An 11,828-nucleotide genomic window follows, 5' to 3' on the forward strand; every position below is an offset into this window, starting at 1 on the left:
GCCCCCGGGCCTGGCGGCCCCGCCCCTGAACCGGCCGCGCCGGCATCCCGTCATCGGGCCGCGAGCGTGATCATCGCGCCGCTGTCCCGCGTCGCCGTGACACATCCTGCGTCGGCCCCCCTGGTGCAATGTCTCGCGCCGAGTTGCGCAACCGCCCGCAGCGCATAGGTCCCCGCCGCCGCCCAGCCGGGGGGCGTGACCGTGAAGGTCGCGCGAACCGCCTCTCCAGGCTGGATGCCTTCCCCTGCCGCGGAACCGATGGCGGAAACCCGCCATCCCGCCGGCGCGTCGAGCCTCAGCCGCACGTGCCGGAGCGTCGCCTCGCCGCCGGCCGAGAGCGACACCTTCACCTTGACGGGCTGGCCGGGGATGGCCTGTTCCGGCGCCTCGACCAGCACATTCCGGGCGCCGACCGTGTGCGGCATCGGGAACGAAACGCGTTGCGCGAGATGGGCATGGTCGGCGGCATCGCCGAGATACAGCCGATAGGTGCCGGGCGAGGCCGTCCAGCCCGAGCCGTGCCACCACCAGGTCTGTCGCGGCGTCACCGTGAAGCGGAGACGCTTCGACTGCCCCGGAGCAAGCCGGACGCGGCGGAAGCCGACGAGCTTGAGGGGCGCCTCGCCCGCGCTGCGCGGGAAGCGGAGATAGAGCTGGGCGACGTCGCTGCCGGCAACCTTGCCGGCATTCGTGACGAGGGCGGATACGACGACCGGGCGTGTCCCGTCGCCGGGGCCGGAGACGACCTTCAGGTCGCTGAACGCGAAATGCGTGTAGGAGAGGCCAAACCCGAACGGGAACAGCGGCCTGACATGATGCGCCGAATACCAGCGATAGCCGACGTCGATTCCCTCGGAATAGTCGACCCTGCCGCCCGTGCCGGGAAAGCGCGCCACCGGCGCGGTCGGCATGTCGGCGAGGTGTGCGGGGAACGTGACCGGCAGGTGCCCGCCGGGATCGGCCTTGCCGAACAGGATCGCGGCCAGGGCCGTTCCGTTGGTCTCGCCCGGATACCACGCATCAACGACCGCGGCGACCTTGCCGAGCCAGGGCATGGCGACCGGCGCTCCGGCATCGATGACCACGACCGTGTGCGGATTTGCCGATGACACCGCCTCGATCAGTCGGTTCTGGGCGGATGGCAGGTCGAGATCGGGCCTGTCCGCCGCTTCCGACTCGGTGTCGTCCGCCACCACCACGATGGCGACGGCGGCCCGTCGCGCCGCCGCGACCGCGCGCGCGATATCGGGCCGCAGGGTCGATGGCGTGGCCCAGGTCAGGCGCGACGCGGCGCCGGTGACGCCGAGCCTGTACCGCTCGCCCTTCCGCAGTTGCACCGCGGCGGAATAGGTGGAAACCGGCGGCGTGCCGGGATCGCTCAGCAATTCCCTGCCATCGAGCGAGAGATCGGTGGGCGCATAGCAATGGCACGGGTTGGTGATGCCGAGCACGTAGGTGCCGGTCTCCGGCGCGGTGAGCACGGCCTGGAACGAACCGTGCAGGGGCGTGGGCCGGAACGGACCCGAAAGCGCCGAGGGCGGGATCGGCGTCAGCGCCTTGTCGGCGGGCAATCCCGCCACGTAGTCGACGTGGCGCGTCATCCCCGGCGCGTGATCGATGCCGGCGAGCGGCGGGACCGGCTGCATGGGCACCACGTTGGCGCTGCCGCCGCCGGCGTAGACAGGCTGGATCGATGCGGCGGGCCCGATGACCGCGATCGTCCCGCCATGGCCCGGATCGAGCGGCAGGACGTTTCCATCATTCTTGAGCAGCACCGTCCCGGCTTCGGCGATCCGGGTCGCCGCCAGGCGATCCGCCCGGGTCGCGACGATGGCCGTGGTGCTGCCCTGGGGCGGATGATCGAACAGCCTGAAGCGGAACATTTCGGCGAGGATATGCCGCGTCATCGTCTCCGGCACGCTGCGGGCGAGCTTTCCGGCCGCGACCGCCTGCGTCAGCCGCGCGCCGAAATAGGTCGCGAAGGGCTGCTCCATATCGGCGCCGGCGGCCGCGTCGGCCGTTGCGTGAATGGCCTGATAGTCGGAGGTGACGAAGCCGCGGAATCCCCAGTCCGCGCGCAGCACGCCGGTCAGCAACGCCTTGTCGCCGCAACTCTCATGCCCCCCGATCGTCGCATAGCCGCACATGATCGAGGCCACATGGGCGCGCCGCACGGCGGCGCGAAAGGCGGGGAGGTAGATTTCATGCAGCGCGCGGGGCGAGACGATGACGTCGTCCTCCGGGGTGTTGCGATAGGTCTCCTGGTTGTAGACGGCGAAGTGCTTCACTTGCGCCATGACGCCGGTGGACTGGATGCCCCGGATCTCGGCAACGCCGATCCGGGCGGCCAGATAAGGGTCTTCCGAGAGGGATTCGAAAGACCGCCCCCAGCGCGGATCGCGATCGATGTTCACGGTCGGCCCGAGATCGACGGCGGTTCCCTTCGCCTTCTGCTCGGCGCCGATCACCGCCCCGTAGCGCCGCGCGAGCGACGGATCCCAGGTCGCGGCGAGCGCCACGCCGGCGGGCAGGGCCGTGACGCCGCCGAGCTTGTCGCCGACACCGGCTGGCCCATCCTCGAGACCCATGGGCGGAATGCAGAACCGCTTGAGTCCCCTGGTGTAGAACACGTAGGGTTCATGCGTTCCCGCTCCGGCAATCAGATCCGTCTCGTCGCCGGGCGTCAGGGCATGGAGCAGCAGCGCCGTGCGGCGTGCCGTCGAAAGATGGTCGTTGCGCCAGGCGCATCCCGCCGCTTGCGGGGCGGCATGGGCGGCGCGGACCGCCAGGATCGCCGAGAGGGACAGCAGAGCGGCAAGGGGCATCCGGCGCATCGGTTCATCCTATGACAAGGGGGCGAGGCGAGCCTTCTGGCCGCCGTTCTCCTCGGCCTGCCGGCTGCTGGCAAGCAGGGCCCGGCGCTGGCGCGACACCCGCAGCGTGATCGCGGCGTCGCGTGCGAGGATCCGGAAATGCCTCGCCGTACCGCGCAATCCGATGGCGAAGAGAAAGCCGAGGGCATACGCGATGCTCGTGCCCCGGTGCCGGAGGGCGGCGTTGCGGACGAGCAGCTCGCTGTCGCCGAACGCCCGGTCCACCGCGGCCCGCGCCTCGGCGACACCATCGGATACGTATTGCAGCCCGATGATGCTGTTGCGTGCGCCATCCTTGCGGTGCCGCACCACCGCGGGAAGCCCGCCGCGCAGGCCCGGAACGTGCAGGCGCACACGGTCTCCGGGCTGCGGGCCCTCCGTTCCGGCGGCAAGGACCAACCCGGCGGCGCCGCGGCCGAGGTCGTGCAACGCCGCCTCGACCCAGCCGCCGCCGTCGCGATGCATCCAGGCCGGCCCCTTGCAGCCGATCCGCGGCATCGTGCGCGTCTGGCGCCGTTCGGCCAGCGCGCCGATCACGCCGAGCAGGGCGATCATGTCGAGCACGACCCAGAACACGACGAAGATCAGCGCCCAGCGCAGCTGCGGCTGGGTCACGATGCGCCAGAGCCCGATACCGAGGGAGGCGCAGGCCAGGGCAAACAGCCAGTAGAAAGGCCAGGATAGGCCGGAGATGAAATCCTTGTCCAGCATTTCGCCCTTCGGCGTGACCTTGAATTTCGGCGCGCGCGGCCGCCGCAGCACCGAGACCAGGGCCGCCGAAAGAAAGACGGTCTGCGCCGTCTCGTAGACCTGGGAAATGAACGGCCAGCGCACGCGCCCGTAGAAATACTGGCTGTTGACCAGCGCCGCGAGGTAGTAGGGCAGGGCGTAGACCAGCAACTGGCGCGGCGTTGTCGCCGCGACGTTGAACCCGAAGAAGAGAAACAGCGGCGGCATCAGCAGGAGGATGCTCCGCGAGATCGGGAACAGCCAGTAGAAGGCGAAGTTGGTGAACAGCAGCCGCTGCATGAAGGTCAGGCCCGATTTCAGCCAGACATTGTCGAGCATGAAGATCTGCATCATGCCCTGCGCCCAGCGCACCCGCTGGAGGATGAAGCCGGAGAACGTTTCCGGTTGCAGGCCGGAGACCATCGGCCGGTTGTAGAACGCCGTCCGGTAGCCGCGGCACATCGCCTTCACGGTGGTTTCCGCGTCCTCGGTGATCGACTTGCCCGAGATCCCCCCGATCTCGTCGAGGACATGGCGCCGCAGGACGGCCGCAGAGCCGCAGAAGAACGCCGCCCCCCAGAAATCGAGGCCGGGCTGCATCACATGGTAGAAGAGCTCGTTTTCGGCCGGCATCACCTCGAAGGTCGAAAGATTGCGCTCGATCGGATCGGGCGTCACGAAATTGTGTGGCGTCTGGAGCAGGAACAGTTTCGGATCGGCCTGGAAGAACCCGACGGTGCGCGAAAGGAAGTCCCGTGTCGGCACGTGGTCGCAATCCAGAACGAGAATCAGCTCGCCGTCGATCTGGCCGAGCGCGTGATTGATGTTGCCGGCCTTGGCGTGAACGTTTTCCGGCCGCGTGAGATAGATCGCGCCGAATTTCCGCGCGATCTCGCGCAGCGTCTCCGCCCGCCGCGCCGCCTCCCGTCCGGCGGCGCCCGGCTTCGCGCGCTTCGCATCCGTGCCGCCATCGTCGAGGATGTAGACCCTGAACCTCGAAGCGGGATAGTCGATCTGCGTTGCCGCGATCACCGTGGTTTCGACGATCTCGGGATCCTCGTTGTAGGTGGGGATGAGGATGTCCACGGTGGGGCAGGACGCGGGGTCGAGCGTGAAATGCTGAGGCGTCCTGTCGAGAGGCAGCACGTTGATGATCTGCCCCATGATGGCCGAGCCGATGCCGTGCAGTTCGGCGAGCACGAGAAGAATGCCGAGGGCGATGTTGATCGTGCCGAACCCGAACGGCAGCGTGTCGGTCAGCCGCCAGTCCAGATAACGGCACGTCAGCAAGATGGTCAGGGCGCTGATGGAGATGCGCACGATCGGCCGCTTGCGCCGGCTCCGGCATCCGCCATCGAGATTGTAGAGGATCAGCAGCAGGCCGAAGACGACGCCCTGTTCGATATCGGGCAGGGGCCCCGTCGTGGGCAGCAGCGTGGCGGCGATGAGCACGAAGCCCACGGCTGCGGCGACGATGAAGGTGAGGCCATTGGTCAACGCGGGGAGATGGCGCATCATGACGTGATCAGACCTCCTTGCTTGTCGAAGCGGATGCTTCCCGAAAGTCCGCCAAGTCCGAACAGGATCAGGTTTTCCGAGTAATAGTCGGCGGGCTGGCCGAACAGGCCGCTGGTCTCCCGCTGGGCCAGCACGCGGCCGAGCTGCTGGTGGAGCAGCCGGTGGCGCCCGAGTGCCGCGAGGTAGGGCAGCAGCGCCGCGGAAAACCCGATCCCGCCCGTCCCGTGCGTCGCCTGGCTCGCGAGATCGACGCTCTGCGGCGGCGCGCGGTGGGTGGCCAAGTATCGGGCCATGCCCTTCAGCGAGGCGAGAACGGTCGCGCTCCCCTCCGTTTCCGGCGCGGTCAGGCCCGCCCAGAGATAGCACCGGATCGCATCGAACGATCCGGTGCCGGTCTCCGGCAGGCCCGCCGGCGGCGAGGCGGGGGCTTGCGGCGCCCAGGCCCAGTCGGGGGCGAATCCGTTGCGGCAGATCGTCGTCATCAGCCGTGGCAGCGTGGCCGCGATCGCCTGCCATTTCGGCAGGTTGGTCGCGCGCGCGATGCCGCGGGCCAGAAACAGCGGCGTATAGCTCGGATCGACGATGACGGGCGGCGTGTCCGGAAAATCGGAGGCGCCGGGTATCAGGACCCGGCCAAATCCGTTGATCGCCACGCTCTCGTCATCGGCGATGCGCGTCGCCAGCTTGTGCCCCTCGGCGCCGAGATTGTGATCCTTCCAGATCCGGGCGGCCTCGAGCAGCGAATAGGCCATCCACGCATCCGCGTCCGCCGCCGAGTTGGCGCCGATCACCCCCCATTTGCCGCCGTGCAGCCCCCATTTCCACGCCGCGAGCACCTCCCCGAGGCGCCCGCCCGCCATGTTCGTGTTCGTCCAGTTCAGGATGCGGCGGAACGTCGCGCGGTCGCCGGCGACGAGACTGAGGAACATGCCATAGGACTGCCCCTCCGAAGTGCTGAATCCCTTGTTGGCGGAATAGTCGATGACCCGCCCCTGGCCGTCGATGAATCCGTGCCGGTAGCCGCGCCAGGACGATTGCCACAGCTCCCGCGCCATCATCACCGGGCCGCCCGTGAGCGCGGCCGCGCCGAGAAGACCGAGAAAATTGCGTCTCGCCATGTCGGTCATGCGATTACCGGAACGGCACGCTGAGATTCAGGGCGACATACGGGTGATACGGACCCGGAAGGTTCGTCGTCGCGCCGGCGGACAGATCGACATCGAGGGAACTGGTCAGCTTGTCGGCAACGCGCAGCGCGAAGGTGCGGGAACGATAGTTGATGCCGCCGCCGAAATCGGCCTCGGGCCCGATCGCGATCGAGGGCGAAACCGGCACCAGCAGGTAGGCGCTGCTCCAGTAGCTCCGCATGCCGGTCAGGTAGCCGCCGTTCACGGTTGCCGTGGCCCCGGCCGGAAGCTTGAGCTGGGCATAGATTTCCGGCTCGGCGAACCACTGGCCGCCGTGGAACGATCCCTTCGGCGCATAGGGCGTCACGGTGGTATTCGAATACCCGCCGGCTACCGAAAGGCTCAGGTTGAAATCCGGCTCGTCCCAGGCGTGGCCGATGGCGACACTCGCGGACGGCTCGCTTCCGGTGAAGCTCTGCCCGTTCTTCTGGAAGGTGTAGCGGTTCCAGCCGGCGAACGGCGAGACGAAGAACCCCTTGCCCAGCGTTCCGCCCGGCAATGGCAGGATCGCGCCGAGATACGCGCTCTGCGACGAGTTGGCATACTGGCCGCCGGCAATGAACAGGTTCGTGTGCGGGGCGGCCCGCGCGGTTGCGGTGATCGCGATGGTCGAGATGCAGGTGACGATCCCGGCCCTGGTCGCGCGCCGCGCGGTGCGGCGCAAACTTGCGGATTTCATCGCTCGTCGACTCCTTTTACTGAGGGGTGCAGCCGCCGCCGCCTGAGCGTCACGAAGGTCCGGACCAGCAGGATCAGGATCACTAGCGTGCCAAGCACGGCCAATACGGTGGTCAGGGGATTGCGTGTGGCGAGGAAGCCGAGCCGCGCGGAAGGCCCGATCGGCACGTTCTCCGCCGGCAGGACCTGCAACTCGCTCTTGGCCGGCGCGACCACGATCGCCTGGCCGGAAATCTGCCGCCATGTCGCGGTGTGGACCAGCTTGCCCATCGCCTGCGCCAGCCCGGCATCGCTCTTCGCCGTCAGCACGATGGCGGGAGCGAGCCGCCCCGGCGCATCGGGCACCGCGGGAGCGTCGGCGACCGCCATGATCGCGGCATTGCCGAAGCCCTGCACCGTCGCGCCGGCGCCGTGGCCGTGGCCGGTCTTGCCGGTGGGCGCGCTTTCGGCCCTGTTGCCGAAGATGCGGCCCAGCCACGCGGTCACGTCGTCCAGGTCCGCCGCGTCGGGAACATGCGGCGTCTGGCCGGAGGGCTCCTTCACGGCGGGCGAGCCGCCCACGAGCGATATGCCGCTCGCCGACAGAAGTTGCTCCGGCAGCCGCGAGACCGCGCCGACGACCAGCACCCCCGGCTTCGCGGCGGGGTGGGGTTCAAGCACGAGGTTCAGCGGCTGATCCGGCGTGACCTGGGCCAGCTTCGCACCGAGGGTGGCGGCGGCGGAGATCGCCGCCGGAGAGGGAGAGGCGATCGCGATCGTGCGCAGGGGATACACGCCCGTGGTCATCGCCGCGAGATCGTCCTTGTCGACCGGCGCGCCGCCGATGATGGTCAGGTGGCTGTCCGAGAACACCGTCACCGCCAGGTTGTGACCGAAATCATTGGCGACGCAGGCGGAGGCCGCCGCGTGCTGCATTTGAAAGACCGGCTTCAGCACCAGGCGGTTCCGCCCCACCTTCAGGGCATCCTGCGGAACCAGCAGCTTGTAATCGGGATAGGTGCCGCCATCGGGATTGGTCAGCGGAATCGTGTTGACCATTTTCCCGTTGACCAGCGCCTGGATCATCGACCCCGCCCCGCCACCGACCGAATAGGCCATGTGGAGATACAGGATCGCATGGCTGTCCCAGTTGGGATTCCAGAATGTCACCGGCGCGAACTGGCTGCTGCGGCCGTGTTCGGTCTGTGTCGGCAGGCCGGTGGCGCGGAAGCTGATATCGGTCGGGCTGGCTGCCGGCGCGTGCGGGCTCTGCGCGTGGCCGGTGGCGGCCGGAATGCGGATGACGGCGCTCTGTTCGTTCGGCCAGACCGTTCCGGGCCGCCCGATCAGCCGGGCCGCGCCGGTAAGGGCGCGGGGCGTTTCCGCGGCAATGGTCATCACGACCCCACCGACCGGATTGCGGGCGATCGACAGCGTCGCGGCGTCGAGCCCGCTGCCGGCGGCCGCTCCGTTCTCCAGCTTGAGGATGATCACGGTCGCGGCCGATGTCTGCGCCACGGCCTTGCCGACCCGGTCGAGCGGCCGCGCGACGAAGGACACCGCGCGCATCGCGTCGGCCCGCGCCACCGACCGCGCGATCGCCATGATCGGTTCCGGCGCGCGCGCGAGCGCGGGATCGTAGAGGACGAATATGTGGGACGTATCCGGCTGCCACGACATGAAGCTCGACTTCAGGCTGGCGAGGGTGAGGGGAACCGAGTCCCGCCGGTAGCTCATCGACAGTTGCGACTTCGGCGAAATCCGTGTCCACAGCGCGGGGTCATCGAACGCCTCGCAGCCCTGCGCCGCCTTTTGCGTGACCGACAGGGTGAGCTGGTTCGTTCCATCCCGCAGATCGCCGGGTGGAATGCCGATGGTCCGGTCGATCGTCGGCGACGAGCCGTCGAGCGGGATCTGCTTCAGCGGCGAGCCGTTCAGCAGCACCAGCAATTGCGAGGCGCCACCGATCAGCGATGCGGAATTGGTGCCGAGAAGATGCAGCTCGGCGGCCGAAACCTCCCGATGATCGGCCACCTGGAACGTGATGTCGCCCGAAGCCGAGCGTCCCTTCAGGACGATCGGGGCCCGATCGCGGTCATACCAGGCCAGCGGATGGGAAATCGCCGTCGCGGGAATGCCTGCCCCGGACCGGACCTCGCTCTGGCGGTGTTCGAGGCGCGCCTGAGCGGGTTGGCAGCAGAGTGGCAGCGCCAGCGCCAGTCCGGCAGCCCAGCGTGCGGGCTGGAAGCGGGCGGGCAGCCCATGACCGGGCCGATCTGGGCAGGGCATGTGTCGAGACTGTGGGTCTTTTGAATGTCCGTCCATGGCTGCCAAGACAAGGAGCGGATATGGCGCAATCGTCGCCAATTTGTGTCAAAAATATGATCATAAAATATTTAATAATCGGATCATCAAATTGAATAAAACGTATTTGTAATATTTTATCGTTATTCTATAAACGTTCAAAACTATTTTTGAATGAACAAATCAAATAAAAATATCATGAAACAAAAGTAAAAATTCAATTGTGATCATCGAAAATTGTGCTTGATCGATCGTCCTGAAGCATCCATCGGTCCCGATTGTGCAATGCGGTGCCGGTGAATTCGATGCGGACTGCGAGTATCGGCCTCGTCTACCGATGCGTCTCACCAATCGGCCCTAAATGACTGTGAGTCGACGAATCGGGAACCAGACATCAGGCCGGGATCGCCGGTCCGCCGACCTGACCTGCCGATGACGCCGCGCCGGGGAATTCGCCGGCACATGGCCGCGATCGGATTACTGCGCGGATACACGACAATTACATGACATGTTGCGCGAATGATTGACGCCGTGACTGAAGTCACGCCCTCGAAAAAGCGCTCCCGGGCCGAAAGGCGTCACGCGACATCCCGGACGATGATCCGCGCGTGCCGATCTGCTCCGAAGCCCGCATGATCCGGGTCATGACCTTGGCAGGGTAAAGAAATTGTAAAGTTTCAAACAAATTCAGCGTCACAGAAACGCCACGGTCAATCTCTTTCCTGTGTCTCGCCAATCGAAAGGAGAGCGAAGATGGAAAAGACCACAATCTGTATTCTCGGCGCAGTGGTCGGGGCCGCTATCGCCGCCCCGGTGATGAGTTCCGCCGCGTCGCTTCCCCCGGCGCCCCGCTTTGAAGCGGCGTCCTATGCCGAACTTCTCGGCCCGGTCCCCAATGCCTCCGTCATGCTTCGCGAGCACGATGCGGCGCTCGCCCGCCAGCGCGCGGAGCAGGGTGGCGCCCGGATCCAGCAGGCCGATGAGCATCATCACCACCATCATCACCACCATCACCATCATCAGACCTGGTAATGATACCGAAATGAATTCGGGAAATGCCGGTCACCGAAGCCAGGGCAGGCCGGTCGCGCCAATCGCCGCATCCGTTGCTGCCTTCGGTCAGTGAGGTGCCGCGAGATCCCGGGTTCGAGGGTCAAGCGACTGCAAGGCTTGCAGTCGTCTTGATCCTGGCTTGGATGCCCGGCGCGGTCACCGTCTGAACCATGTTCTGGGGGCGCTGGTCGGCCATCATATAGCCGCGTCCCCAGTTGGTGACGAGCACGTCCTGGCCGTCTGCGGCAAGCAGCTTCTTGCGGATCTTGCAGATGAACACGTCGATGATCTTGGCGTTCGGTTCGTCGAGGCCGCCGTACAGATGATCGAGGATCGCTTCCTTGCTCAGAACGCAGCCCTTGCGCAGCGCGAGGAGTTCGATGATCTGATACTCCTTCTTCGTGACGGCGACTTCGCGGGCGCCGACAAAGACCTTCTTCGCATTCATGTTGACCTCGATATTGCCAACGGAAAGCGAAGAGTCCTGGAAGCCCCGGTTCCTGCGTATATGATTCTGGATGCGCAGGAACGTTTCCTCGTATGAGGGAGCGCCGACGATGAGATCGTCGACCCCGGCCTCAAGAATATGCAGGCGGGCGGACTCGGCCAGCGTGTTGGCGACCGCCACGATCGGGGCGCGAAATCCGGATTTCCGCAGGCGGCGGATCAGGTCGAACTCGATCCTGTAGGTATCGAAGACCCGCATCACCACCGCTTCATATTCGTAATGATGGGTGAGATCGACCGCTTCGTCGACGTCTGCCGTCTCGTCGATGACGGCGAGTTTCGACTTGATGAAGCTGTTCAGGCTGTCGTGCCTGTCGAACGTTTTACCAAAAATGAGAAGCCGCATATCAACCTCCAGTTGATCTAATCAGTTTATACAACCCGAAAAATGACGGGTCAATGAAAATTTTTTAATTTTCGAGAATTTTTCAAAAAAGTTGAAATAATTAAAAAAGTAAAAGTATCTGCTCATCCTGGTCCGTCGATAAGTTGAATCGATTGTGAATTGACGTGACCACGGCGGATACGATTCGACGGGAGGCGTGAACGAGCTTCCTGACCTGTCTCTCCTATCGCACGCTGAGAAAGACGCGCTGATCCGCGCGCTATGGGACGCGTTGCAATCATCCGAGCGCAGGAACGCGGAACTGGCAATCCGGCTTTCGGATGCGGAACGCCGGATTGCGGAGTTGGAGGCGCGGCTAAACGAACCGCCGAAGCGGCCGGACAATTCGAGCCTGCCGCCATCGCGCGGGCAGAAGCCAAACCGGCCCGAGAAAAGTCCGCGCAAGGGGCCCCGCAAAGGCAGTCTCGGCCGTGAGGGTGGCGGTCGCTTGCTTGCCGAGAACCCCGATCAGACGGTGATCGCGAAGGCGGCGCATTGCCAGCACTGCCGTGCCGGGCTGACTGACGCGGATCAGCGCCTCGCGCAGCGCTACGACAAGATCGATCTGCCGCCGATCAAGCCGGTCGTCACCCGCGTCGAACGCTATGCSGCCAT

8 protein-coding genes are annotated in these 11,828 nt (G+C 65.9%); 2 read left to right on the plus strand and 6 right to left on the minus strand.

The genetic code is table 11. From position 1 onward, the window contains the following. Positions 1 to 50 precede the first annotated feature (50 nt). Genes RT91_RS06260 through RT91_RS06280 form a run of 5 tightly spaced genes read right to left on the minus strand, consistent with a single transcriptional unit; the run spans position 51 to position 9,253 of the window. On the minus strand, positions 51 to 2,834 hold the full coding sequence (locus tag RT91_RS06260) for a glycoside hydrolase family 3 C-terminal domain-containing protein (RefSeq protein WP_035186242.1): 2,784 nt from the start codon (positions 2,832 to 2,834) through the stop codon (positions 51 to 53). Between the two features lie 9 nt (positions 2,835 to 2,843). Then, positions 2,844 to 5,120 carry a UDP-forming cellulose synthase catalytic subunit gene (gene bcsA, locus RT91_RS06265; RefSeq protein WP_035186244.1) on the minus strand — a complete coding sequence of 759 codons (2,277 nt, stop codon included), beginning with the start codon at positions 5,118 to 5,120 and terminating at the stop codon, positions 2,844 to 2,846. Further along, positions 5,117 to 6,238, minus strand: coding sequence for a cellulose synthase complex periplasmic endoglucanase BcsZ (gene bcsZ, locus RT91_RS06270; RefSeq protein WP_231295349.1), 1,122 nt, complete (start codon positions 6,236 to 6,238; stop codon positions 5,117 to 5,119). The genes bcsA and bcsZ overlap by 4 nt, the downstream gene beginning before the upstream one ends. 13 nt (positions 6,239 to 6,251) lie before the next feature. Beyond that, positions 6,252 to 6,986: a cellulose biosynthesis protein BcsS gene (bcsS, locus tag RT91_RS06275; protein ID WP_007423095.1), complete on the minus strand. Its 735-nt coding sequence runs from the start codon at positions 6,984 to 6,986 to the stop codon at positions 6,252 to 6,254. Beyond that, positions 6,983 to 9,253, minus strand: coding sequence for a cellulose biosynthesis cyclic di-GMP-binding regulatory protein BcsB (locus RT91_RS06280; RefSeq protein WP_240314215.1), 2,271 nt, complete (start codon positions 9,251 to 9,253; stop codon positions 6,983 to 6,985). The genes bcsS and RT91_RS06280 overlap by 4 nt, the downstream gene beginning before the upstream one ends. A 768-nt stretch (positions 9,254 to 10,021) precedes the next feature. On the opposite strand from RT91_RS06280, the gene RT91_RS06285 reads away from it, so the two are divergent. Further along, positions 10,022 to 10,300, plus strand: coding sequence for a hypothetical protein (locus RT91_RS06285; RefSeq protein ID WP_050751090.1), 279 nt, complete (start codon positions 10,022 to 10,024; stop codon positions 10,298 to 10,300). 121 nt (positions 10,301 to 10,421) lie between these two features. On the opposite strand, the gene RT91_RS06290 is transcribed toward RT91_RS06285, so the two are convergent. Further along, a complete protein-coding gene (locus RT91_RS06290; RefSeq protein ID WP_007423092.1) occupies positions 10,422 to 11,174 on the minus strand; it encodes a response regulator transcription factor in 753 nt (250 codons plus the stop codon). 196 nt (positions 11,175 to 11,370) lie between these two features. Between RT91_RS06290 and RT91_RS06295 the strand changes: the two genes are divergently transcribed. After that, positions 11,371 to 11,828: DUF6444 domain-containing protein (locus RT91_RS06295; RefSeq protein ID WP_240314216.1), on the plus strand; the 458-nt coding region annotated here is incomplete at its 3' end.

It is taken from the genome of Acidiphilium sp. JA12-A1, from assembly GCF_000724705.2.
Classification (GTDB): Bacteria; Pseudomonadota; Alphaproteobacteria; order Acetobacterales; family Acetobacteraceae; genus Acidiphilium; species Acidiphilium multivorum.